Raw genomic sequence first — 24,968 nt, 5'->3', positions numbered from 1 at the left:
ACTAATAGAAAAAGTGTGTCGTATGAGTGCGTATCGCCTACAGCACCTCGGCCACGGCCGAGCGCAGCGTCTCCGGCATCCCCAGGGACTCCAGCTCCCCCAGGAGAGCGGTCCCGCTCAGGCCCCGCTGCACGGCGCCCCAGGCCTGGTCCTTGGCGGCATAGGCCACGCGCGCCGCGTCCAGGATGGCGTGAACCTCGCCGTGCCAGTCGGCCGGGGACTGCTCCACGCCGCGCAGCACCAGCCCGACGCCGTCGGCCAGCTCCCGGCGACTCAGCTCACCTAAGTGCACGAGCGTGCCGGCCCCCAGGGTGAAGCCGTCGCCGTCCACCTCCTCGATGGCCAGGCGGCGCGCCTGACCGGCCACCCCCAGCAGGGCTCCCGTCACCCGGCCTGCCAGGAGCCTGACCGTCACCAGCCGCGAGTCCGGGACCACGTCGTCGGCCCCCTCCAGACGGATGCGGAGCACCACGTCTCCGGTGCCTTCGCCGTCCCTGGCGTCCTCACTCGTGGCATCCGGCCAGGTGAGCTCCATGCGGGTGCGGGCGACCCGGTCCGGGCCGGGATCGGCCGAGCCGTCGTCCTCCTCCAGGACGAAGCTCCCCGAGGCGCCGGGCACGACAACGATCTCCAGCTCGCGCGGATTGTCCCCGGCCGCCTCCGTCAGGCTCCCGGACAGCGGGATGAGCGACCCGGCCCGGGCCAGGACACCGATGCGGTCCAGGGGGCGCGACAGGCTCAGCATGCGCCCGTGCCCGCCGGTGGCGGCCTCGTAGCGGCGCCCCGTGGGCAGGTCGTACCAGACGCCGTCGGGCAGCCAGGTCATCTCCCGCCCCAGGCCGGTGGTCTCATCCAGCGGGGAGGTGAAGGGTACCACTAGCAGGTCCCCGAAGCAGAAGCTGTTCCGGTGCTCGTAGGCGGCCGTCTCCCGCGGGTGGTCGTGGTAGAGCGGACGCACCGGGCCGATGCCCTTACTCACCGACCGCCGCGCCCACGTGTACAGGTAGGGCACCAGCCGGTGGCGCAGCCGCAGGTGTGCCTCCATCGTGGCGCGCGCGTCGCGCGAGTAGCGCCACGGCTCCTTGGAGGTGAAGCCCGAGTTCGACGAGTGCAGGCGGTTGATGGGGGAGAAGCAGCCCAGCTGGAACCAGCGGGCCGCCATCGCGTCATCGCTCGTGCCCAGCATGTGCCCGCCGATGTCGTTGGACCACCAGAAGTAGCCGATGTTGGCGGCCGTGGCCGTGAAACGCGGCTGGAAGCGCAGCGAGGCCCAGCTGATGATCGTGTCCCCGGAGAAGCCCACCGGGGTGCGGTGGCTGGAGGCGTCGGCGAAGCGCGAGAAGGTCACCGGCCGACGGCGCTCCACGCCACCTGAGGCCACCGGGCGCTCGCGGCCCGAGTCGAGGTAGTGGACGTGGTTGAGCATCCACAGCGGGTCCAGGCCGGGAACCGTCGTGGAGCCGCCCTGCTGCCAGTCCAGCCACCAGAAGTCCACGCCCTGCTCCTCCAGGCGGTGGTGGAGTCGGGAGAGGTAGGAGCCCATGAAGCCCCGGTCGGCGACGTTGAAGGGCACGTCCTCCCCGCCGGCGGCGTCCAGGCCCAGGTCGGCGCAGACCTCCTCGTAGGCCTCCTCGTGGCGCCGCACCCCCTGGGCCGGGTGGACGTTGAGCGTGGTGAGCATGCCCCGCTCATGCAGACCCTCCAGGAAGGCCCTCGGGTCGGGGAAGAGCTTCCGGTTCCAGGTGTAGCCGGTCCAGCCCGTGCCGATCGCCGGGTCGATGTCGGTCAGGTGCCAGTCCATGTCGATGACGGCCACGGAGAAGGGCAGCTCCTCGGTGGCGAAGCGGTCCATGAGCGCCAGGTACTCCTGACCGCTGTAGGGGTGGTAGCGGCTCCACCAGTTGCCCAGCAGCGCCCGGGGGATCAGGGGGCTCGGGCCGGTGAGGCGGAAGAAGTCGCGCAGCGCCTGCCGGTAGTCCTGACCGTAGCCGAAGACGTAGAGGTCCTGCGCCCCGTCGCTGAGGCGGTTGCCGGCGTCGCGGGGCCGAACCCACTCGTCCTCGGTGAGCAGCAGTGAGGACGAGTCGTCCAGGGCGGTGATGCCGCTCAGGCTCAGCAGGCCCGGGCCCGGCCTGACGGCGCCGTCGGCCTCATCGAGGGTGCGGGCGGTGCCGCCCAGGTTCGTGGGGAAGGCCTCGTCGGGGTCCCACACGTCGCCGTGGTGCCAGGTGCCGCCGTGGGCGTGCAGCGCCGTCGAGCGCAGCCTGACGCTGAGCCCGGAGGGGGAGAAGCCCAGCGAGGGGACATGGATCAGGTGCAGGTGCTCGGTGATGATCTCCAGGCGGTCCTCGCCCCGCACCACGCGGAACGACGGCGGATCGCCGAGGTCCCGGTTGACGACCAGCTGGGTGGCGGCGTCCGTGAAGGCCCCGGTGGGGGAGAGCTCCATGCGGATGAGCCGGGAGGTCAGCACCGTGAACCGGCTGCGGGACTCGGCGACTGCGGGCCCGATGACGACCGCCTCGGGACGGGCGGCGGCCGGCCGCGGCGTGTCGGGGGCGTCGGAGAGAGGAGAAACCAACGGTCTGCCTTTCACAACAGGACAACGGAGTCGTCAGGAGCGTCGAGACGACGTCGCTAAGGACATCCACGTCTCAGGGACGCGGCGGGGGAGCGGCGCCCTCCTGGCCAAGACCGCCAAGGCCGCCAAGGCCGGACCAGGCGCGAGAACTCATCATAATCGGCCATGGACGGCGTCGCTTTCTGACACAATCGGGGCGGAACCAGCAGGCACCGTCAGTCCTGGCGGCGCAGCCCGGAGGGACCATGAGCCGGCGCCGACCTTGCTCATCGGGGTCCCGTCCGCATCGCGATGGCCTGAGCCCCGTTCCTGCTCTGTTCCTGCTTCGTTCTCATCGCATCTCCCCTCATGCCGGTAGGAAGGAAGGCTGCCCATGCCCCGTCCCGCACCCCTGGTCGTCTCAGCCCACCACGTCGGCGACGAGCCCGACTGGTGGCGCCGCGCCGTCGTCTACCAGGTCTACCCCCGCTCCTTCGCCGACTCCAACGGCGACGGGATCGGCGACATCCCGGGACTGACCAGCCGCCTGGACCACCTCGACGAGCTGGGCATCGACGTCGTGTGGCTCAGCCCCGTCTACCGCTCCCCGCAGGACGACAACGGCTACGACATCTCCGACTACCAGGACATCGACCCCCTCTTCGGCACCCTGGACGACCTCGACGCCCTCATCGAGGCTCTCCACGCCCGCGGCATGCGCCTGGTCATGGACCTCGTCGTCAACCACACCAGCGACGAGCACCCCTGGTTCGCCGCCAGCCGCTCCTCCAAGCAGGACCCCCAACGCGATTGGTACATCTGGCGGCCCGCCCGACAGGTCGACGGACTGGACCCCGGGCAGCCGGGCACCGAGCCCACCAACTGGGGGTCGGCCTTCTCCGGGTCGGCCTGGGCCTGGGACGAGGGCACCCAGGAGTTCTACCTGCACCTCTTCTCACCCAAGCAGCCCGACCTCAACTGGGAGAACCCCGAGGTGCGCCGCGCCGTCCACGAGACGATGACCTGGTGGCTGGACCGCGGCGTCGACGGCTTCCGCATGGACGTCATCAACTTCATCTCCAAGACCCACCCGCTCACCGACGCGCCCCAGGGCGAGGGCGACCTCTATGGCAACGCCTTCGCCGCCGTGGCCAACGGCCCGCGCATCCACGAGTTCCTCCGCGAGATGAACCAGCAGGTCCTCGCGCCCCGCCCCGGCCACGTCATCACCGTCGGGGAGATGCCCGGGGCCACGCGGTCCGAGGCCGCCCTCTACACCGACCCCGCCCGCGCCGAGCTCGACATGGTCTTCCAGTTCGAGCACGTCAGCCTCACCGACGGGCCGGGAGGCAAGTTCGACCCCCGCCCCCTCGACCTGGTCACCCTCAAGACCAACCTGGCCGACTGGCAGGCCGCCCTGGCCCCCGTCACGGAGCCCTCCGGCGTCGTTGCGGCGGAGAAGGGCTGGAACTCGGCCTACTGGGACAACCACGACCAGCCCCGCGCCGTCTCCCGATTCGGCGACGACGACCCCGCCTGGCGCGTCCGCTCGGCCAAGACCCTGGCCACGATCCTCCACACCCACCGCGGCACCCCCTACGTCTACCAGGGCGAGGAGCTCGGCATGGCCAACACGGTCTTCCGCGGCATCGAGGACTACCGGGACCTGGAGTCCGTCAACCACTTCCACGAGCGCGTGCGCGCCGGAGACGACCCGGCCGCCGTCCTGGCCGGACTGGCGCCCATCTCCCGGGACAACGCCCGCACCCCCGTCCAGTGGGACTCCAGCGAGAGGGCCGGCTTCACCACCGGCGAGCCCTGGATCGACCTGGCCCCCGACCACGGAACCGTCAACGCCGCCGCCCAGGTGGGCGTGCCCGGATCCGTCTTCGAGCACTACCGCAGCCTCATCGCCCTGCGGCACGACGACGCCGCCCTCGCCCTGGGCACCTTCCGGCTGCTGGCGGCCGACCACCCCACCGCATGGGTCATCGCGCGCCGGTGGCGCGCCCCCGAGGAGGACGGCGGCCACCTGGAGCAGCTGCTGCTCATCGCCCAGTGCTCCCGCGAGGAGCTGCCACTGACCGGTGAGGGCGGCCTGCTGGTGGCGCTCGCGGCCGAGGGCCTGGAGCCGGAACAGTGGGCGCGGGCCGAGCAGGTTCTGCGCGCCGGCGACCCGGACGTCCAGCCGGGCTCGGGGCATGTGGGCATGCCGGAGTCCCTGGCCGGCTGGGACTCGCTCCTGCTGCGCCGTCGGGCCTGAGGAGTCGGAGCGCTCCGGGGAGCGACGGCCCTGCGGGGAACCGTGGAATAGTCCGGGTGGACGACGTGTTGGCCTATCTGGACACTTCCTGCCAGGTGGCTGGGCGGGTGTGCCACGTCCATGAGCCGGACCGTCTTCCGGGAGGATCTGGTAGACATCTTTCGCACCGCCTGGCAGGCGCGCTCGCGGACAGGATCCCGGTCCTGATGCGGCGCACCGGCGGGATGATGAGAGAGGACGTTCATGCCATCAGATGACTTCGACGGCCGCACCGCCGTCGTCACCGGGGCCACCGGCACCATCGGCTCAGCCGTGGTCCACAAGCTGGTCGAGTCCGGGTTCCGGGTCGCCCTCATCGCCCGCAAGCGGCGCCGGATCGAACGGATGCAGGCGCACCTCCCGCACGGCGCCCGGACGCTGAGCTGCCCCGCGGACGTGACCAGTGCCTATGAGATCGTCGAGGCCCGAGAACGAATTCTGGCCGGCTACGGTCCGCCCGACCTGCTCGTGTGCGCGGCGGGCGTGCGCCGCGCCGCCCCCTTCGAGGAGGCGATCCCCGCCGACTGGCGGCTGATGATGTCCACCAACCTGGCCGGGACGCTGCAGACGGTGCAGATCTTCGCCCCCGACATCCTTGCCGCCGGGGAGCGGGGTGAGCGCGCGGACATCGTCCTCATCGGGACGGGGCCGGCCTACGAGCGCCAGCACGCCTACTCCGTGTTCTCCTCCCTGGGCGCCTCCGTCGGTCAGTTCGCCAAGCACCTGCGCGCCGAGTACGGGCCGCGGGGTGTGCGCGTCCACCACCTGCCGGCCATGTTCACCGCAGGGAGCTTCTTCGCCAAGAGCAACTTCGGGGCCCACCGGTCCACGAGCAACCACCACGACTTCGTCGACGAGATGCCGGCGGACGCGGAGACGATCAGGGGTGAACGGGTCGCCGACGAGCTGGAGTTCATGATCTCGCTGCCCGCCCACGTGAACCTGGCCAGCGCCACGATCCAGCCGGTGGGGAACCGCTGATGGGACGGATGATCGGGCGCGTGCGCAGCGCCTACACCGCCTTCCGCGGCCGCGACACCTCCGGCGCGATCCTCCTGCTGGCCGCCACCATCATCGCCATCGCCTGGGCCAACCTCGGCGGGCACTCCTACGAGGACTTCTGGCACACCGAGCTCGCGGTCTCCCTGGGGAGCACCGAGATCCGGCTGTCGCTCCAGCACTGGATCAACGACGCCCTCATGATGCTGTTCTTCTTCCTGGTGAGCCTGGAGGTCAAGCACGACTTCATCATGGGCGAGCTGCGCGAGTGGCGGCGGGCCAGCGTCCCCGTCATCGCCGCCCTCGCCGGCCTCATCATTCCGGCCCTCCTCTTCTTCTGGCTCAACACCGGAACCGAGGGCGCCTCCGCCTGGGGAATCGTCATCTCCACCGACACCGCCTTCGTCATGGGGATTCTGGCCGTCTTCGGCAGCCGCCTTCCCACCCAGCTGCGCGCCTTCCTCGTGACGCTGGCCGTCGTCGACGACGTCGGCGCGCTGCTGGTCATCGCGACCGCCTACACCGAGACCATCCACCTGGTCCCCCTGGCGGTGGCGGGCGTCGTCGCCTTCCTGCTGTTCCTGCTCCAGCAGTCCAGGCCGCACCGCATGGCCGTCTACGTCATCTCCGGGGTGGTGCTGTGGCTGGCGGTCTTCGCCTCGGGCGTCCACGCCACGATCGCCGGCGTGATCCTGGGCCTGCTGTTGCCGGTGTTCCCGCCCGAGCGCAGCGCGGTCCTGCAGGCCGAGGAGCTCACCCGCGTCTTCCGCCGGACCCCGGTGGCGGCCACCGGAAGCGCCGCCATGGACGGCATCATGCGCTCGGTGTCCATCAACGAGCGCCTCCAGCTCATGCTGGCGCCGTTCGTCAACCTCGTCGTGGTGCCGGTCTTCGCCCTGTCCAACGCGGGCGTCATCATCACCCCGCAGACCCTCAAGCAGGCCTTCACCTCGCCGCTGACCTGGGGCATCATCGTCGGCCTGGTCGTCGGGAAGGTGGTGGGCATCTACGGCGCGACCGTCCTGGCGACCAAGCTGCGGATCGGCGAGCTGGCGCCGGGCGTCGGCTACCGGCACGTCGGCGCCGGATCGATCCTCACCGGGATCGGCTTCACCATCTCGCTGTTCATCGTGGACCTGGCCCTGGAGGACCCCGTCCTGCAGTCCGAGGCACGGATCGGCGTGCTGGCCGCCTCCCTGCTCTCGGCGGTGCTCGGCATGATCGCCATGTCCGCCACGGCGCGCTACGACGTCCAGCACGCCCCCGCCCACAAGCGTCTCAACCGGCCGGTCGACCCCGAGCGCGACCACATCGACGGTCCGGTCAACGCCCCGCTCACCCTCGTGGAGTACGGCCGCCTGGGCGACCTGGACGATGCCGCGATCGACGACATCGTCCAGGAGCTGCGCGACCACTTCGGGCCCGAGCTGCGCTTCGTCTACCGCCACAACCCCATGGGCGACCCCGCGGCGGAGCAGGCCGCCCTCGTCATCGAGGCCGTCAGCGCCCAGAGCCGGGAGCTGTTCTCGCCCATGCGTCAGGAGCTCAGCCGCCTGTGCCAGGACGAGGAGCTCGATCAGCAGATGCTGCGGCGCGCAGCCATCGACGTCGGAGCGAACCTGCCGCGTCTGGAGGAGGCCATGCGTCAGCAGGTCCACGCCCCGCGGGTGCACGACGACGCCGACGACGCCATCTCGCTGGGGCTGACCACGGCCCCGACCTTCTTCATCAACGGCGAGATCTACGAGGGACCGGCCGAGACCGATCACCTCATCGCCGCGCTGGAGGAGGCCAGGCACGCCCTCGAGCAGCAGGACGAGCAGGCCCAGCAGCCCTGTCAGACAGCCGATGTCCCCGGAGCAGCAGGAGGTAAGGCATGAGCCCTCGCACGATCGTCGTCACCGGAGGCGCCTCCGGCATCGGCCTGGCCATTGCCCAGCGGGCCGCGGCCGAGGGCTGGAACACCGTCGTCGTCGACCGTCAGGAGCCGCTCAGTGAGATCGATGCGCGTGTCGTGCGCTGCGATCTCAAGGACGCCGACGCCACTCACGAGGCCCTGGAGCGCATCGTGCGCGAGGAGGGGACGGTCGACGCCCTCGTGACGAGCGCGGGCGGGATGCTGGGCGGCCCCTTCGACTCCAGGGAGGCCGAGGAGTGGGTCGAGGGCATGACCACCGACATCGCCACCGTCCTCAGGGCGGCGCGCCTCCTCCTGCCCGCCCTCAGGCGGGCCGCCGAGGCCCGAGGGGTCGCCGACATCATCGTCATCGGCTCCATCGCCAGCGACGTCGCCTTCGAGCACGCGGCCGTCTACGGGGCCACGGCGGCCGCCCGCAACGCCCTGGGGGAGCAGCTGCGGGTGGAGCTGCGAGCCGACCGGGTGCGCTCACGCACGATCGCGATCGGCTACGTGGAGACAGCGGCCACCAAGGGGCGGGACATCCCCGCGGTGACCGAGCAGATCGCCTCAGCGCCCCTGCACCCGCAAGACATCGCCACGATCGTGCACCACCAGCTGAACCTGCCCCAGGACGTCGTCGTTCGCGACATCGAGGTGGTCCCCACCGCCCAGGGCTGGGCCTGAGTCCTCAGGTCCCTCGGCCTCGTCGTCGGCCCAGGAGGTGGATGAAGGCGGTGGTGACGGCTGCGCCGATCAGCAGGATGGCGGCGTTGAGCCACGAGATCTCGAAGTCGGGAAGGTTCTCGCTCTGAAGCTGGCCGATGAACAGGCCCAGCGCGTTGCCGCTGACGTGCAGCCCCAGGGCGAAGAAGACCGACCGCAGCCGCACCACCGACCAGCCGGCGAGGAGTCCGAAGAGCACCTTGTGAAGGACCTGCCAGGCGTAGCCGCCGGCGCTGGTCTGCGAGGTCAGCCAGGTCGGAAGGTGCAGGGCGGTGAAGGAGGCCGTGGTCACCAGCACCGCCGCGGTGGCCCCGAGGCGCTCGTGCACGGGCGCGAACAGGGTGCGTCGCAGGGTGATCTCCTCGGGGAGCGCGTTGTACACGATGCCCACCGAGACGGCGAAGACCAGGGCATGGAGCAGCGTGGATGCGGTGATCTCCGGCTTCCACAGGGGGCCGGTGCCCGTCGGCCCCATCCAGGCGTGCAGGCCGCCGAAGGCGATTCCAGCCAGGGCGCCGGCGGTGAAGAGCGCGGTTCGGCTGTGGGTGCTGCCGGAGGCGACGAGGTCGCGCCAGCCACGATGGAGCGGCCCCACCCAGAGCATCAGGCCGCCGAGGTGAAGGACCGGGAGCATGAGGATCCACGGTCCCTGGAGGAGAGCCAGGGCGGTTCCCAGCGCCGGGGACCCGGCGAGCAGGATGAGGGAGATGGCGACGGCGCCACCTGAAGCCGGCGGACGCCCGGTGCCGTCGCCGGCGTGCCATGCGCGGTGAGGTGGCGCGGCGTGGCGAGGCGGGGCGTTGTCGTGATGACGGCGCATGAGGCTCCGATAAGTAACATTATCTACTGACGCAGATATATTAGTGCAATTAAATTAATGAAGCAAGAATCCCATTAGTTTAATCTGGGAATGTTGAATAAGTGACTTAAATCTGGAGCTTATGTGGGTTGTCTGCTTGTGTTACAGTTTCGATTAAGGGAAATCGAAAAGGAGGGTGGGGATGTGATTGTACGCGGCTGCGATTTTCGGGTGCCGTTGTTGTGTTACTCGGGGAGGGGGATGTTGTTTTGATGCAGACTTAAAGGTTGCTTCCTTTTGTGGTCGCGACTTTGATTCGTTGGGATCTGATTTGGTGTCTTGCTGTGTCTGGGGTGCTGGTTTCTCGATCTTGTATTTTCAGCGGTTAGATTCGAGGTGTGAGTAAGTGTTTAACGTCGAAGATGTGGCTGTCGATCACTATGTTGACTGGGATTGGCGCGCGACGCTCGCTGTGGTGATCGTTGGTTTGGTGTCCGCGGGCTTTTCCTGCTGACTTTCTTCTGGACGGCAATGTGGTCCTGTCGGATTGTCGGTTGCTGCACATTTGGTCACTCCCTATGTTGCGGTTGCTTGTGTTTGGCAGGGGGTTTCGCGGATTGAATCAGGGCGCTCGGCGTTTTGGGTATACCTCCTTCTTTTTGCGCTCTTATTGGCTGCGGTGGTGCGCTCATGGGCGGCGTTCGGTGTCGGCGTGCGCACAATTGTCGTTGGTGTGTCACTTCCGTTACTTCTGTGGGCGGCATTATGGGAAGGTTTTCGGAGGGTTGCGGCCACTATTCCTACGTCAATATCAGGCCTTATTCTTTTAATTCTTGCGGTCTTTGGTTTTATGATCATGGCTGCTAATCGACAATAAGGATTATGGAGGCTTATTCGCGGGGCTGTCCATAGGTGATCTTGACCGTGGTGGCTGCAGGGGACATCACGTTCGAAGGGGTAGGGGAGACGCCGAGTCTGTACCTTGAAGGCTTGAACCGGAGTCTCGCTCCCGACCGCGACGCTCACGGCGGGACTCGGCGGCCTCGAATCACACGGACGGCCCGAGTCGTGCCGCTGTTGTGTCCACAGAAATGACATTGGGGCCTCAACGCCTGGATTCGAGTCGACGGATCGGCGTAATTCCAACGATTTGCCAGTGCCGCACCCGCCATAAGTGCTTCAATGTCATTTCTGTGGACACCAGAGTCCGCACACTCATCGCAGTTCAAGAAAGGTAGCGGAGACTGCTATGAATAATCCTCATGGTGTCTATGTTGTCTGTGGTTTGTAAAACACGCGATATAAATTGCCGAAGTAAGCCGGCGTGGTCAGTGCGGTGACGGCGAGGACGACGACGATCAGTGCCACCAGAGTCCAGGACCCGGCGCGGGCCAGCTCCCAGGTGAAGACGATCCCGAAGACCGGGGCCTTCTGGGTCGTGGCGAGGACGGCGCCGGCACCCGCCAGTGCCAGCACCGGCACACTCGCCTCCATCCCGCCGGCCTGTAGCGCGAGTGCCAGGGCGGCCCCGGCGCTCGAGCCCGCGGCCAGGGACGGGGCCAGGCGACCGCCGGTGGCGCCGGCCCCGAGCGTGAGGCCGGTGAGGACCGGCTTGAGGGCGACGACCCCCAGCAGCATGACCAGGGCCGGACCCGGGGCGCCGACCTGGGCGTCCGCGGCGCTCAGGGCCACTTCCATGGCGTCGCGGCCGTTGCCGACGACGGCCGGGATCCACAGGCTCACCAGCCCGGTGACCAGCCCCGCCGCCCCGATCGCCGCGGGCAGCCACCGTGCGGCGCGAACCCGGCGCCGCAGCATCCAGGACCACAGCCGTCTGGCCCCCACGCCCAGAGCGGCGGCCACCGGCACCACCGCGACCAGTCCGAGCGCGGTTGCCGGTGACGGCCCCGGCGAGGCGATCCCGAAGGTCGGGCGCCCGTGGGAGTGCAGCCAGGAGACGAGCGTGGCGATGACGCAGACCGGAACCGCCACGGCGACCCCGCGCCGCCGCATCCCGGTGACCATGACGAGCTCGACGGCGTAGGCCGCCCCGCCCAGCGGCGCGTTGTACATGGCGGCCAGGCCCGCCCCGGCGGCCGAGGCGATGAGGATCGCCCCGTCGGCGCCTCCGATCCCCAGACGGGCGACGAGTCGGGCCGCCACGGCCCCGGCGGCCAGACGCGGGGCGCCCTCCCGACCCACCGAGTTGCCCGAGCCGACGGTGAGGACCTGGTTCACGGCGTCGACGAACGGGCGCGCGAGCCCCATCCGGGAGGCGGCCCTCCCGGAGGAGTCCGCAACGGCGGTCTCCACGTCGGCGACCCCGCCGGTGGTGCGCAGCCACCACCACACGCCGCCGGCGACGACGCCTCCCGCGGCGGGGGCGAGTACGCGCCGCCAGGGAGGGGCCGCGGCCAGGCGCTCCAGGAGCCCGCCGTGGGTGACGCCGTAGAACAGTGACTCGAAGACCTCCAGGAGCAGTGCCATCGCGATCCCGATGAGGCCCGCGGTCACGCCCGCCAGGACGGCGGCCACCAGGAACCGGGGACGGGTCAGCGCGCGCACCCCAGGCACGATACCCGCACCCGCCGATCCGGCCGCGTTCCGGCTGAGCCCTCAGCGCGCCGCGTCGTCGACCGCCTCACCGAAGTAGGGCAGCCCCCCTTCATCGACCGGCTCCAGGCTTCCGGCTCAGGTACCAGACGGCACCGGCCGCCGCCGTCGTCTCGATGAGGGTTGCGACGACGACGGGCGCGGTGAGTCGACTCCACCCTGTCAGGGTGTCCTGCCGGGACAGGGAGTCCAGCAGGACGCCGACGACGTTGCCGCCCACATGCATGCCCAGGGCGAAGGCCAGGGAATCGAGCCGCAGGACGGACCATCCGGCCACCAGACCGAAGAACAGCTTCTCGGGGACCTCGGCGGCGTAGATGGAGGCGGTGGCGCCCGATGAGATCCAGGTGGGCAGGTGAATGCCGACGAAGGCCAGGGCGGTGACCCACAGGGCGAACCGGTCCCCGAACTGCGCTCGCAGGGGCTCGAGCAGGCAACGGCGCAAGGAGAGCTCCTCGGGGACGGCATTCATGAGCACACCGACGCCCACGGCGCTGGCCAGGGCCGACAGAAGCCCGGTGAGCGTCACGGGAGCGAGAACGGCGCCCGGGTCGTCGATCGGGCGGCGCGCCACGGCGCTCAGGGCGCACAACCCCGCGCCGACGGCGAAGAGCAGCCAGGGACTGCGAGGCCCTGCGGATCGCAGCAGGTCGCGCCAGCTACGGCGCCACACGAGGAACCAGATGGCCAGTGCTCCTAGGTGGAGAACGGCGAGAACCTGCCAGGGGCCACCCGCCAGGGCCAGGACGACGCCGATCGACAGGCCTCCGATGAGCAGGATCAGGGCGGCCCACGCGCTCCAGCGGGTACGGGTCGCCTCCGCCCCGGCCGGGGCGCTCACGGCCCCGGGAGGGACCACCTCACGCTGCGAGCCGGGGCGGGCTGCCAACTCGCGCTACCTCCGCTCTCCGGCCGCGTCGTCGACCGCCTCACCGAAGTCGGGCACGTCCTTGAGCGCCAGGGTCCCGCTGTTCTGGCTGACCAGGCCGATGGCCGGGCGCAGACCCAGCCACCACTGGTGGCGGGGGCGGCGGTGCTCGCGGTCGAGCTCGTCGTTCATACGGTCCAGCGGGTGGTGGGAGACCTTGCCCTCCACCAGGCCCACGTAGGAGGCCATCGGCTCGCCGTGCTTGAGGGCGCCGGCCAGCAGGTCCAGGGAGTAGGCGACGAGCTTGGTCGCCATGATCCGGTCGAAGGCCGTGGGGCTGCCGCCCTGCTGCTGGTGGCCCAGGATCGCCTCGCGCACGTCGTAGAGGTCCTTGCCCTCCTCGGCGAAGATATGGGCCAGGACGTCGGTGGTGTAGTTGACGCTGGCCCGCTCGTTGCGGATGACCAGGTAGAGGCTGCGGCCCGAGCGGAAGGACTCCACCATCCGCTCGGAGTCTGCGGCCAGGCCCTTGAGGGTGATGCCCTCCTCGTTGAGGTAGACCTTCTCCGCGCCGGTGGCGATACCGGACATCAGGGAGAGATAGCCGCACTTGCGGCCCATGACCTCGGCGACGAAGCAGCGGTGCGAGGCCGCCGCGGAGAGCTTGATGGAGTCCAGCGCCGCCACCGCGTTGTTCAGCGCCGTGTCGGTGCCGATGCTCAGCTCGGAGCCGGGCAGATTGTTGTCGATGGAGGCCGGCACGCACACGATCGGGATCTGGAAGGCGGGGTAGCGGTCCCGCTCGGTGACCAGGCGGTAGGCACTCAGGTAGGCGTTGTAGCCGCCGATGACCAGCAGGGCGTCGATCTCCTGGAGCTCGATGGCCCTCCCCAGGGCGTAGAGCTGCTCGATGGTGGGCACCTCGCGGCGGGTGCCCAGCTGGGCGCCGCCGTCACCGACCCAGCCCTCGACGTCGGCCCAGGTCAGCTCCCGCACGTCGCCGTCGAGCAGGCCGGGGAATCCCCCGTAGACGCCCAGCATCGTGAAGTCATGATCAATGCCCAGGCGCACGGCCGCGCGCGCCGCCGTGTTCATGCCCGGCGCCAGGCCGCCGGCGTGGATGATGGCGACCTGCTTGGGACGCGTGGTGGGTGACGCCTGCGAGCCCGCGCCGGCGGCGGGCTCGGCCGGGGGAGTGGACATGGTCTCGAACAGCTCGAGCATGTTGCCGAAGCTGGCGCCGCGGGCCTGGATCGCCCCGAGGTAGTCGTGGGCGGCCACGAGGTCCTTGACAGCGCGGGTCGCCGCGATCTGCTCCATCATCGGCAGGCGACGGATGCGGTTGTGGCGCTCGGCGATGATGACCGGCTCGCTGCCCGGCTCCATGGCGATCACCTCGCGGGCCGCCTCGCAGCCCAGCAGCGTGGACATCCAGCGGTCGTAGGCGCTGGGGCGGCCACCGCGCTGGACGTGGCCCAGGATGGTGACGCGGGCGGCCTCACCCAGCTTGTCGGCGATGACCTGGCGGACGTCGTCGGCGGTGATGCGGTTGCCCTCGCGGTCGGTGGCGCCCTCGGCGACGATGACCATGGACTCGCGGCGCCCCGCCTCACGGCCGGCCCTGAGCTTGGAGCACATGTCCTCCTCCCAGTCCTTGCCCGGGGGGAGCTCGGGGACCAGGACGTAGTCGCAGCCCCCGGCCACGGCCGCCATGAGCGCCAGGTAGCCGCAGTGGCGGCCCATGACCTCCACGACGAAGGTGCGCTGGTGGGAGGCGGCGGTCGAGGAGATGTCGTCGATGGCCTCCAGGATGCGGTGGAGGGCCGAGTCGGTGCCGATGGTCATGTCGGCGCCCACCAGGTCGTTGTCGATGCTGCCCACCAGGCCGGTCACCATGAGCACGGGGTGGGCGGCGGCCGTCTCCGCGCTGATGTCCCCGTTGGCGACGAGCTCCTCGAGCAGGGAGGGCCAGTTCTTGCGGAACTCGTTGGTGCCGGTCAAGGACCCGTCCCCGCCGATGACCACGAGCCGGTCGATGCCGTGCTCCAGGAGGTTGCGGGCGGCCGCCAGCTGGCCGGCGCGCTCGCGGAACTCCGCGGAGCGGGCAGTGCCGATGATGGTGCCGCCGCGCTGGAGGATGGAGCCCACCGAGTCCCACTCCAGGGGACGGATCCCGTCGCCACCGGTCACGGCGCCGGCCCAGCCCTCCATGACCGCGTAGGGCCTGGCCCCCAGCCGGATGACGGTGCGCACCACGGCCCGCACGGCCGCGTTCATGCCCTGGGCGTCACCGCCGGAGGTGAGGACCCCGATGCGCAGAGGCTCCCCGTCCAGACCGAGGAGCGGGCCGGGCGACGAGTCTGTGGGGGAGGGGGCGGTGTCTGGGGACATGGCGGCTGGCATGTGGGGTCCTTCCCTGGGGTCGCCGGTGGGCCTGGCTCCCGGCGTCGGCCGGGAGGACGTCGGTCCCCATTGTCGCTGGTGAGCGCCGCCACGTCATCCTCCCCAGGTCCCAGGGCGCCCTCGGAGCTGCGCTGAGGCACGTGGCTCGTCGGTGTCAAGGAGGCGCTTGCGCCTGAGGCCCCACCGCCTGCCGCTCCAGACGCCGAGCAGCACCACAGCGCCCACGAGGATGCTCGTTACCGTCAGCCCCGGCATGACTCTTCCCCTCGTTCTCGCCTCGACGTCGTGTCAATCCATGGTAAATGGTGGGTCGGCGTACTCACTCCCGTGTTCGTCCCGCTCAGCGGGCACCGGGACGTTAGGCTCATCACCGGCGCCCGCCCGGCCGCGTCGGCCCGCGCCGCGCCCACAAGCCATCCACATGCACCGAGAGGATCAGCTGCATGGATCTCTACGAGTACCAGGCCAGGAACCTGTTCCGCGAGCACGGCGTCCCCGTGCTCGACGGCGCCGTGGCCACGACCCCCGAGGAGGCGCGCAGCGCCGCGCAGTCCCTCCTGGAGGCGGGCAGTGAGCTGGTCGTCGTCAAGGCCCAGGTCAAGACCGGCGGCCGCGGCAAGGCCGGCGGCGTCAAGCTCGCCCGCACCGCCGAAGAGGCCGAGGCCCGCGCCCGCGACATCCTGGGCATGGACATCAAGGGCCACACGGTGCACGCCGTCCTCATCTCCGACGGCGTCGACCTCGAGGCCGAGTACTACTTCTCCATCCTCCTGGACCGCGCCGAGCGCCAGTACCTGGCCATGTGCTCGCGCGAGGGCGGCATGGACATCGAGACGCTCGCCGCCGAGCGCCCCGAGGCCCTGGCCCGCGTCGGCATCAGCCCCCTTGAGGGCATCACCCCCGAGGTCGCCCACCGGATCGTCGAGGCCGCCGGCTTCACCCCCGGCCCCCTGGCCGACGACGTCGCCGCCGTCATCGAGCGCCTCTGGGAGGTCTTCACCGCCGAGGACGCCACGCTCGTGGAGGTCAACCCCCTGGTCAAGGCCTCCGACGGCCGCATCATTGCCCTGGACGGCAAGGTCACCCTCGACGACAACTCCCGCTTCCGCCATCCCGCCCACGCCGATCTCGTCGACTCCACCGCCACCGACCCCCTGGAGGTCCGCGCCCGCGAGGCCGGCCTCAACTACGTGCGCCTGGAGGGCCAGGTCGGGGTGCTGGGCAACGGCGCCGGCCTGGTCATGTCCACCCTCGACGTCGTCGCCGGGGCCGGTGAGCGCCACGGTGGCATGAGGCCCGCCAACTTCCTGGACCTGGGCGGCGGCTCCTCGGCCGAGGTCATGGCCACCGGCCTGGAGGTCGTCGCCTCCGACCCCCAGGTGCGCGCCATCCTCGTCAACGTCTTCGGCGGCATCACCTCCTGCGACACCGTCGCCCAGGGCATCGTGACCGCCGTGGAGACCCTGGGCGGACTGCCCAAGCCCGTCGTCGTGCGCCTGGACGGCAACAACGCCGAGACCGGCCGCGCCATCCTGGCCGACGCCGCCATCGAGGGCGTCACCGTCGTCGACACCATGGACGGGGCCGCCGACGTCGTCACCGCCATCGCCGAGCAGATCAGCGGGCAGACCGCTGGCAAGGAGGCCTGAGACATGAGCATCTTCCTGACCGAGACCGACCGTGTCATCGTCCAGGGCATGACCGGCTCCGAGGGCCGCAAGCACACCACCCGCATGCTGTCGGCCGGCACCAAGGTCGTCGCCGGCGTCAACCCCCGCAAGGCCGGCACCACCGTCACCTTCGACGTCACCCCCGTCGGCCCCGGCTCCGACCAGGTTCAGGCCGGCACCGTCGAGGTCCCCGTCTACGGCACCGTCGCCGAGGCCAGGCAGGCCACCGGCGCCGAGGTGAGCGTCGTCTTCGTCCCGCCCGCCTTCGCCAAGGGCGCCGTCATCGAGGCCGTCGACGCCGGCGTGCGCCTCGTCGTCGTCATCACCGAGGGCATCCCGGTGGCCGACGCGACCTGGATGCGCGCCTACGCGGCCGACCGCGGCGTGCGGATCATCGGCCCCAACTGCCCGGGCATCATCTCCCCGGCCCGCTCCAACGTGGGCATCACCCCGCCGGACATCACCGGCCCCGGACCCCTGGGCCTGGTCTCGAAGTCCGGCACCCTGACCTACCAGCTCATGCACGAGCTGTCCGACCTGGGCTTCACCACCTGCATCGGCATCGGCGGGGACCCGGTGGTCGGCACCACCCACATCGACGCCCTGGCCGCCTTCGAGGCCGACCCCGACACCCGCCTGGTCGTCATGATCGGCGAGATCGGGGGCGACGCCGAGGAGCGGGCCGCCGCCTACATCCGTGAGCACATGACCAAGCCCGTCGTCGCCTACGTCGCCGGCTTCACCGCCCCCGAGGGGCGCACCATGGGCCACGCCGGCGCGATCGTCTCCGGCTCCTCGGGCACCGCCGAGGCCAAGAGGACCGCCCTGGAGGCGGCCGGCGTCCGCGTGGGCCGCACCCCCAGCCAGACCGCCGAGATCGCCCGCGACCTCTACCGCCGACTGGCCGATGAGGTGAGCGCTTGAGACTGGAGCGGTCGCGAGTCACCAGGCTGACGTCCTGGGTCCTGTGGTCCCTGCGCGTGGGGATCGAGTCGGTCGGACTGATCTGGCTGATGGTGGTGCTGCTGACGGTCGCCGTGTCCATGGCGGCCTCCAGCTTCAACGCCGCGGCCGCCCTGAGCGCCGGTGAGGCGCTGCGCGCCGGAACCGCCCTGTGGAGCCTCGGCTTCGGGGGGATGGTCGCCTCGTCCTCCGCGGACCAGGGCACCCTCAGCCTGCCGCTGCTGGGGCTGACCCTGGCGCAGGCGGGCTGGACCTGGAACTGCGTGCGGCGGGCCCGCCCCAGCCGCCCGGCGGCCGGGGCGGCCATCGTCACCGCCTCCGCAGCCGCCGCGATCCTGGCCTGCCTGACCGGTCCCACGGGGCCGGAGACCTGGCCGGCCGTCGTCGGCATCACCGCGATCACAGGAGCCGTCGTCGCCGTCCAGCTCCAGCGCTCCGGCAACGGCTGGCCGACCCTGAACCGGTGGTGGGACCGCCGCCCCCACTGGGTGGGCCCGGCCCTGTCGCTGGCCTACGGCGCCGCGCGTGCCCTGGCGCTGCTCAGCCTCCTGGTAGTAGTCGCGGCCGTCTTCACCGGAGCCGGCCGGGTCTCGGTCCTGCACGACGCCCTGGCCGGGGGCGGCTTCATCACGATGACCGGCCTGGTCCTGCTCCAGCTCGGCTGGGTGCCGACCCTGCTCATCTGGGCCTGCTCCTGGCTCATCGGCGCCGGCTTCTCCGTGGGCACGGGGACGGTCTTCGCCCCCGACCGCGTGGTGGCCGGCCCCGTTCCCACCCTGCCGCTGCTGGGACTGCTGCCGACGGCGCCGCTGAGCACCGTGGGACTGTGGCTCCCGCTCGTGGTGACGGCCGGAGCCATGGTGGCCGCCTGGCGGCGTCGGGCGGTCCTCAACGCCCTGCGAGTGCGCTACGCCGTCAGTGCCGCCGGTCTGGCGGCCCTCCTCGTGGCCGGCGGCGTGGGTCTGCTGTGCCTGGCCGCCTCCGGCGCCGTGGGGCCCGGGCGGATGACCGACGTCGGCCCGCAGGTCCTCTACACCGTGATCCTCGTCCTCGTCGAGGTCGGGGTCGGCCTGGCCGCCATGGCGGTCCTCGCCCACCCCTACACGCGCACCTGGGCCCGAGGCGCCCTGCCAGGGTCGATCCTGCCGGGCTCGCGCTCACAGGAGCCGGCCGCGGCCGAGCGCAGCGACGAGGAGGACGAGGTCTAGCGCCGTGGATCCGGTGGATCGAGGACGTACTTCTCCGGCCAGGACTGCGTTTCGCTGCAGATGACTGAGGTCAGACACCAGTCATCTGCAGCGAAACGCAGTCGCCGTCGCGAAGGTAAGTCCCCGATGGGAGGGTGGGCCTCCGATCGGGCTACCCATAGCCGTTCGGGCTCAGCGGGCCGAAGCGTCCGCGCTGCTCAAGGCACTGATCGCCGCGTCCACGCCGTCGATGAGATCGGGCGTCACCGCGAGGCTCGCCGACCCGGCCCGGTAGGTCATTCCGGGGATGGGGGTGTAGAGGACGTTCGCCTCCAGGCTCACCCGCCCCTCCTTGAGAGCCTGCCACAGCTCGGGGGACTCCTGGAAGAACCGTGTGACGCGCTCGTCGGTGGCCAGGTGCTCCAGGACGTTGTCGGCCGACTTGTGGGCCGAGCGGCCCGGCAGCCGGCGAGGAGGAATGTCGGTCTCGTCGTCGTCATCGATGGTGGGGGCCGCACCCTGGTACTCGACGACGACCAGCTGGGCCCCGCCGGGGGAGAGCGCCAGGGCGTGGACGGGGCTGTCGACCGGCCGCTGGTCGATGGCGCTGCCGCGGAAGGCATCGGTGATCCGGAAGCCCTCCAGGATGGCGAACTGCTCACCGTTGCCGGTGTTGAGTCGGCGTGAGAGCCCCAGGATCTCGCCCTGCTGCTCGGACACCGAGGCGGCCAGGTCGCGCATCTCGCCGACCACGCGTGAGTCCGCCCCGGAGTCGGCCAGGTCGGCGACGGTCTCATCGAGCCGGCTGGGCTCGAGGGCGTCGACGCCGACGACGCCCAGGGACTCGGCGAGCTTCTGGAGACGAGCGATGTCGGCCTCGACCGCCACCTGCCGCTTGGTGCGCGCCGTGAACAGCTCCTGGCTCTCGGAGAAGCTCTCGGCGACCCGGATCCGCCGGTTGACCGAGAGCTCGGCGGCCAGGTCCGTGCCACCGCCCGCCGGGCTCGCGCTCAGGGCCGAGCGCGGCATGTAGGTCGTCGCGAAGTCCAGCAGGCTCAAGGCGGCCTGCCCGGGCGTGAGCGTGAGCAGGTAGCCCGTGAGGCTCACGGACGACGGCGCCGTGCTGATGCGACGCCCCGGCGCACCCAGGGTCAGGACCAGTGAGAGGCTCAGGGCCACCGCGGCCAGGGCGCCGATCGCGTAGAGAAGACCCTGGGTGCCGCTCAGGGCGCTCCACCACTGGGAGAGCAGTCGCGGCAGCGCCGAGAGGAACAGATCGTCCTCGGTCTCCTTGAGTCCGGGGGGCAGCTGCCAGACGGTGCGCACCTCGTAGATGCAGCACAACAGGAACAGCACGACGCTGACCACGAGGATCCCGAGCCTGAAGCCCTGGCGGGCGTTCGGCTCGGCGCCCGGCGTCGTGGCCTCCATGGCATCGGCCCTGACGCCGCGCACCTGCTCGGCGGTAGCCCGCCCGGCCCTCATGGCGTAGAGGCGGCCCTGGCGCAGGTCGCCGTAGGCGCCCCAGGTGACGGCCAGGTCTCCCCAGGTGAAGTTCGCCAGCGCCACCACCGAGACGATGAGGGCGCGTACGAACGGCGGCGCCTCGGTGAGATTGGGGTAGCGGGGAGCCGGCGCCCCGGCCACCGTCCATCCGTGCACGCCGGCGTAGGCGCGGCGGTGGGCGTCCAGGAGCAGGCAGGCGGCCATGAGGATGACGGACAGCGGGATGGCGCTCAGGCCCCCGCCGTTGACCCGCCACAGGAACATGAGCAGTGCCGGGAAGCCGCCTCCGGAGTCGCTCTGGCCGAGCTGCTGGGCGATCCTGGCGGTGTAGGTGGCGTGGTCGCTGACCGACTGCAGGATGACCACCGCAGGCAGTATCCAGGCCACGATCCGCAGCCACACGAGGTTCTTGGCCCCCTCGAAGGCCGGTGAGTCCTTGAGGCGCCACAGCGTGATCGCCAGGGCCACCGCCATGGTGATGTTCGCGGTACTCACCTGGTAGCTGACCGCCAGGACGTTGCTGTTCTCCTGGGTCATCGACCCCGAGGTCCACGGGTTGAAGGAGAAGGGCAGGCGCCCGTTGCCCAGGACCGAGGAGAGCATGCTGCTGTCCTCAAGGGCCCGGATGCCGTCGTTGACGGCCGTCAGGCCGGCGCCGGCGGCGAAACCGAGCAGGGCCCAGTCGGAGGCCGCCAGGCGGCGCATCCGGCCCGGTGCCAGGAACACCACGAGGACCAGGGGCACCAGGGGGCTGAGCACCTCCAGGGCGATGGTCAGGGCGATACTCATTCCGTTGCCCATGACGGACAGCCCCGCCCGGGTGCGCACGGAGCTCATGATCATGGCGACGATGAGGGACCACACGGCGCCGACGCCGTACATGAGGACCACCGAGCGCCAGCTGATGGTCCGGGTACGCGACAGCAGGGCCACCACCATGAGGCACACGGCCATGAACGCCGCCGGGACGGCGGCGTAGGTCAGCCGCGGCACCATCACCAGGGCGGCGATGAGCAGGGGGATCATCACGGCGTAGGCTCCGCGCACCACCAGGTTCAGAGCGCTGGATAACCCCGGGTGGCGGCTCCACCAGCGCCGGTAGGCGGAGGCCGCCTCCTGCCACCGCTCGGGAGGAGCCCCGCGGTACACCGGTGTTGCTGCGATGTTGATGGGCGCAGTCATGCTGTGGACTGTATGACGTATCTAAAGCCGCCCGCAAGGAAACGGGCCGTTCGGTCGGCCGGTTCACCGGCAGCGACATCGCCTGTGAACCGGCCGACCGAACGTCGGAGAAGCGTCAGTTGAGTCAGGTGAATTCCTCAGGCGCTGTAGGCCCTGCCCGTCAGCGTCTCCACCGCGAGGCGGCCCAGGGCGTTGGCCGCCAGGGGGCTGTCACCGGTGAGCAGGAGACGGTCGCGGTGGACCTGGCCGCTCATGCCGTCGTTGACGATGGTCAGGCCCTGCTGCTTGAGGCGCTCGCCCAGCATCCAGGTCAGCTGCCCGGGCAGGTAGCCGATCTCCACGTTGGCGCCCTTGTCCAGGGCGTCGGGGAAGACGCACAGCGAGTAGCCGGCGAAGTAGGAGGCCCCCTCCTCGTCGGTGGCGGCGCACAGGGCGGCCGGACCGTGGCACAGGGTGATGACCGGGCGGTCGTTCCTCAGCGCCCACACCAGGGTGTCCTTGATGTCAGTGCTCTCCGGAACGCCGCCGCCCATGGCGCCGTGGCCGCCGGGGATGAACACCGCGGCGTACTCGGAGTCCTCATCCAGCTCCGTGGCGACGACGTCGGCCAGGCGCTTGGGGTGCGTCAGGGCGGGCAGCAGACCCTCGTAGGCGGCCTTGAGCGCCTCGTCCTGGGCGGGGAACGCCCACATCTCGAACTTCGCCAGGTTGCCCGACAGTGTGGCCACCTCGACCTCGTAGCCGGCGGCCTGCAGGTGCATGAGGGGCAGCAGGGTCTCCACCGGGTGGTTGCCGGTGGAGAACAGCTTGCCGCCCTGCGTGGGCAGGTAGCGCTCGTCCACGGCGATGGCCAGGATCTTGCGGGGGCCGGAGGTGACCCGGGGCGCCCCGACGGCGCCGTCGAAGTCGGTCCTCGCCGGGACGTACTGCCCCAGCGAGTACTCGGAGGGGAAGAAGGCGTTGTGCTCGGCCCGGTCCGGGACGGGGGTCTTGGAGACAGTCATACTCATCAACCTTTCCTCTAGTTGCTCGGACTAAAATAGGAGTGGAATGAAGGTAATTGATGATGCGAGTGCGTGCCGGACGACCCCACCGGATTCTTCGAGAGCGATCAGCGCTGCCGGTGGACCTGACGGATGGACATGATGCTGGTCTCGCCGCCTGCCGGCACGTTCGTACTGACCTCCACAACCGCGCGCCAGGAGCCACGCCTGGACGTGAGTTGCGGGCTCGCTGCGCGGCCGGTCGCGTGACCGGATCCACCCGATAGGATGGGGCCGGCCACAACTGGCGAGGGTGGGGCACCACCGGGGAGTGGCCGAGGCCGTCCATGAACGGGACGTCGCCCGCCTGGGCGTCCCGCACCCTCACGCCGCACCAGGAGCGCCATGTCCCCGTCGTCGTCCTCCCAGTCAACCCGGTCCGCCCGGTCCACTCAGCCGGATCAGCCCGCCGCCGAGGCGGTTCCCACCGCCCACGTCCCCACCGAGGGGCTCGTCAGCCCCGACCGCGTCCGCGTGCGACGCGCCCTCGTCTCCGTCTACGACAAGACCGGCCTCGTCCCGCTCGCGCAGGCACTGGCCGAGGCCGGCGTCGAGATCGTCTCCACCGGCTCCACCGCCGCCACCATCGCCGCCGCCGGCCTGGCCGTCACCCCGGTGGAGGAGGTCACCGACTTCCCCGAGTGCCTCGAGGGGCGGGTCAAGACCCTCCACCCGGCCGTCCACGCCGGCATCCTCGCGGACCGCCGCAAGCCCGACCACCTTGACCAGCTCCAGACCCTGGGCGTGACCCCCATCGACCTGGTCGTGGTCAACCTCTACCCCTTCACCGACACCGTCGGCTCCGGAGCCCCCTTCGACGCCTGCGTCGAGCAGATCGACATCGGCGGGCCCACCATGGTGCGCGCCGCCGCCAAGAACCACCCCGCCGTCGCCGTCGTCACCAGTCCTGAGCACTACGACGACGTCGCCGCCGCCGTGCGCGAGGGCGGCTTCACCCTGGAGGCCCGACGCCGCCTGGCCGCCGAGGCCTTCGCCCACACCGCCGCCTACGACGCCGCCGTGTCCACCTGGCTGGCCGGGCAGGTCGAGGCCGATGCCGTCGGCGGCGCCGATGCCGCAGGCGACGGCTCCGGCGAGCCGGTCGCCCTGCCCGCCTACGTCGGCGCCGGTTACGAGCGCCTGGCGAGCCTGCGCTACGGGGAGAACCCCCACCAGCGCGCCGCCGTCTACCGCACCGCAGGGGCGAGCGGAGGAGTGGCCGGTGCCCGCCAGCTCCACGGCAAGGCCATGAGCTACAACAACTACACCGACACCGACGCCGCCGTGCGCGCCGCCTACGACCACGGCGACGCAGTCACGGTCGCCGTCGTCAAGCACGCCAACCCCTGCGGCATCGCCGTCTCCGCCGCCGGCGACGTCGCCGAGGCCCACCGCAAGGCCCACGCCTGCGACCCGGTCTCCGCCTACGGCGGCGTCATCGCCACCAACGCCACCGTCACCGCCGAGATGGCCCGCCAGATCAAGCCGATCTTCACCGAGGTCGTCGCCGCCCCCGCCTTCGAGGACGAGGCCGTGGAGATCCTGTCCACCAAGAAGAACCTCCGCCTGCTCGTCGTCGAGGCCCCCGAACGCGAGGGCTACGAGATCAAGCAGGTCTCCGGCGGCGCCGTCATCCAGGAGCGCGACGTCCTGACCGCCCCGGGCGACGACCCGGCGACCTGGACCCTGGCCGCCGGGCCCGCCGCCGACGACGCCCTGCTGGCCGAGCTCGCCTTCGCCTGGCGCTCGGTGCGCGCCGTGCGCTCCAACGCGGTCCTCCTGGCCCAGGGCGGCGCCACCGTCGGGGTGGGCATGGGGCAGGTCAACCGCGTCGACTCCTGCAGGCTGGCCGTCGAGCGCGCCAACACCCTGGGCGCCCGTTCCACCGGTGACGCCGCGGCCGGCGGCTCGCAGACGGACCGGGCGGAGCAGGCGGAGAAGGGCGCCGTCGGCGGGGCCGACGCCGCCGAGGTCCTGGGGGAGGCGGGGGCCGCCGTCCCGGAGCGTGCCCGTGGGGCCGTGGCCGCCTCCGACGCCTTCTTCCCCTTCGCCGACGGTCTCCAGGTCCTCATCGATGCCGGGGTGCGCGCCGTCGTCCAGCCCGGCGGGTCCATTCGCGACCAGGAGGTCATCGACGCCGCCCAGGCCGCCGGCGTCACCATGTATCTCACCGGTACCCGTCACTTCGCCCACTGACGCGCCGCTGGCCTCGCGCCCAGGGAGTCGGTGAGGACCCGGTGCGAGGCCTGC

General features: G+C 70.7%; 15 protein-coding genes. 8 read left to right on the top strand and 7 right to left on the bottom strand.

Going from position 1 to position 24,968, the window contains the following annotated elements; all coding sequences use genetic code 11:
• Positions 1 to 37: 37 nt before the first annotated feature.
• The gene (locus tag HCR68_RS06350) at positions 38 to 2,581 is read right to left on the bottom strand and encodes a TIM-barrel domain-containing protein (protein WP_167147746.1); all 2,544 of its coding nucleotides are present in this window, start codon (positions 2,579 to 2,581) and stop codon (positions 38 to 40) included.
• 373 nt (positions 2,582 to 2,954) lie between these two features.
• On the opposite strand from HCR68_RS06350, the gene HCR68_RS06345 reads away from it, so the two are divergent.
• From HCR68_RS06345 to HCR68_RS06330, 4 genes are all read left to right on the top strand, one after another.
• Positions 2,955 to 4,823 carry an alpha-glucosidase gene (locus HCR68_RS06345; protein WP_167147744.1) on the top strand — a complete coding sequence of 623 codons (1,869 nt, stop codon included), beginning with the start codon at positions 2,955 to 2,957 and terminating at the stop codon, positions 4,821 to 4,823.
• A 243-nt stretch (positions 4,824 to 5,066) separates the two neighbouring features.
• Positions 5,067 to 5,843, top strand: a complete 777-nt coding sequence (locus tag HCR68_RS06340) for an SDR family NAD(P)-dependent oxidoreductase (RefSeq protein ID WP_167147741.1) — start codon at positions 5,067 to 5,069, stop codon at positions 5,841 to 5,843.
• A complete protein-coding gene (gene nhaA, locus HCR68_RS06335; protein ID WP_208320522.1) occupies positions 5,843 to 7,741 on the top strand; it encodes a Na+/H+ antiporter NhaA in 1,899 nt (632 codons plus the stop codon). The genes HCR68_RS06340 and nhaA overlap by 1 nt, the downstream gene beginning before the upstream one ends.
• Positions 7,738 to 8,445 carry an SDR family NAD(P)-dependent oxidoreductase gene (locus HCR68_RS06330; protein WP_167147738.1) on the top strand — a complete coding sequence of 236 codons (708 nt, stop codon included), beginning with the start codon at positions 7,738 to 7,740 and terminating at the stop codon, positions 8,443 to 8,445. The genes nhaA and HCR68_RS06330 overlap by 4 nt, the downstream gene beginning before the upstream one ends.
• 4 nt (positions 8,446 to 8,449) lie before the next feature.
• Here the strand turns inward: HCR68_RS06330 and HCR68_RS06325 are convergent, their stop codons facing one another.
• From HCR68_RS06325 to HCR68_RS06310, 4 genes are all read right to left on the bottom strand, one after another.
• Positions 8,450 to 9,304, bottom strand: coding sequence for a CPBP family intramembrane glutamic endopeptidase (locus tag HCR68_RS06325; protein ID WP_167147735.1), 855 nt, complete (start codon positions 9,302 to 9,304; stop codon positions 8,450 to 8,452).
• 1,248 nt (positions 9,305 to 10,552) lie between these two features.
• Positions 10,553 to 11,848: a chloride channel protein gene (locus HCR68_RS06320; RefSeq protein ID WP_167147732.1), complete on the bottom strand. Its 1,296-nt coding sequence runs from the start codon at positions 11,846 to 11,848 to the stop codon at positions 10,553 to 10,555.
• Positions 11,849 to 11,948: 100 nt separating this feature from the next.
• Positions 11,949 to 12,785, bottom strand: a complete 837-nt coding sequence (locus HCR68_RS06315) for a CPBP family intramembrane glutamic endopeptidase (RefSeq protein WP_167147729.1) — start codon at positions 12,783 to 12,785, stop codon at positions 11,949 to 11,951.
• A 6-nt stretch (positions 12,786 to 12,791) separates the two neighbouring features.
• A complete protein-coding gene (locus HCR68_RS06310; protein ID WP_208320521.1) occupies positions 12,792 to 15,167 on the bottom strand; it encodes a 6-phosphofructokinase in 2,376 nt (791 codons plus the stop codon).
• A 443-nt stretch (positions 15,168 to 15,610) separates the two neighbouring features.
• Between HCR68_RS06310 and sucC the strand changes: the two genes are divergently transcribed.
• From sucC to HCR68_RS06295, 3 genes are read left to right on the top strand one after another with little or no spacing between them, the layout of a single operon-like run.
• Positions 15,611 to 16,816, top strand: a complete 1,206-nt coding sequence (gene sucC, locus HCR68_RS06305) for an ADP-forming succinate--CoA ligase subunit beta (protein WP_167147726.1) — start codon at positions 15,611 to 15,613, stop codon at positions 16,814 to 16,816.
• Positions 16,817 to 16,819: 3 nt separating this feature from the next.
• Positions 16,820 to 17,761 (top strand): succinate--CoA ligase subunit alpha, encoded by a 942-nt coding sequence (sucD, locus tag HCR68_RS06300; protein ID WP_167147723.1) that lies wholly within the window; start codon positions 16,820 to 16,822, stop codon positions 17,759 to 17,761.
• Positions 17,758 to 19,008, top strand: a complete 1,251-nt coding sequence (locus HCR68_RS06295; RefSeq protein ID WP_167147720.1) for a DUF6350 family protein — start codon at positions 17,758 to 17,760, stop codon at positions 19,006 to 19,008. The genes sucD and HCR68_RS06295 overlap by 4 nt, the downstream gene beginning before the upstream one ends.
• Positions 19,009 to 19,179: 171 nt before the next feature.
• Here the strand turns inward: HCR68_RS06295 and HCR68_RS06290 are convergent, their stop codons facing one another.
• Positions 19,180 to 21,675, bottom strand: coding sequence for a hypothetical protein (locus tag HCR68_RS06290; RefSeq protein WP_167147717.1), 2,496 nt, complete (start codon positions 21,673 to 21,675; stop codon positions 19,180 to 19,182).
• Positions 21,676 to 21,812: 137 nt separating this feature from the next.
• Positions 21,813 to 22,685: a glyoxalase III HchA gene (gene hchA, locus HCR68_RS06285; protein WP_243858967.1), complete on the bottom strand. Its 873-nt coding sequence runs from the start codon at positions 22,683 to 22,685 to the stop codon at positions 21,813 to 21,815.
• A gap of 378 nt (positions 22,686 to 23,063) precedes the next feature.
• Between hchA and purH the strand changes: the two genes are divergently transcribed.
• Positions 23,064 to 24,914, top strand: a complete 1,851-nt coding sequence (gene purH, locus HCR68_RS06280) for a bifunctional phosphoribosylaminoimidazolecarboxamide formyltransferase/IMP cyclohydrolase (RefSeq protein WP_208320520.1) — start codon at positions 23,064 to 23,066, stop codon at positions 24,912 to 24,914.
• Positions 24,915 to 24,968: the final 54 nt, after the last annotated feature.

The sequence above is a fragment of the Actinomyces sp. ZJ308 genome (assembly GCF_011752065.1).
In the GTDB taxonomy this organism is placed as follows: Bacteria; Actinomycetota; Actinomycetes; order Actinomycetales; family Actinomycetaceae; genus Actinomyces.
Note: the sequence above shows the minus strand (reverse complement) of the source record. Positions and strands in the feature narration are given on the sequence as shown.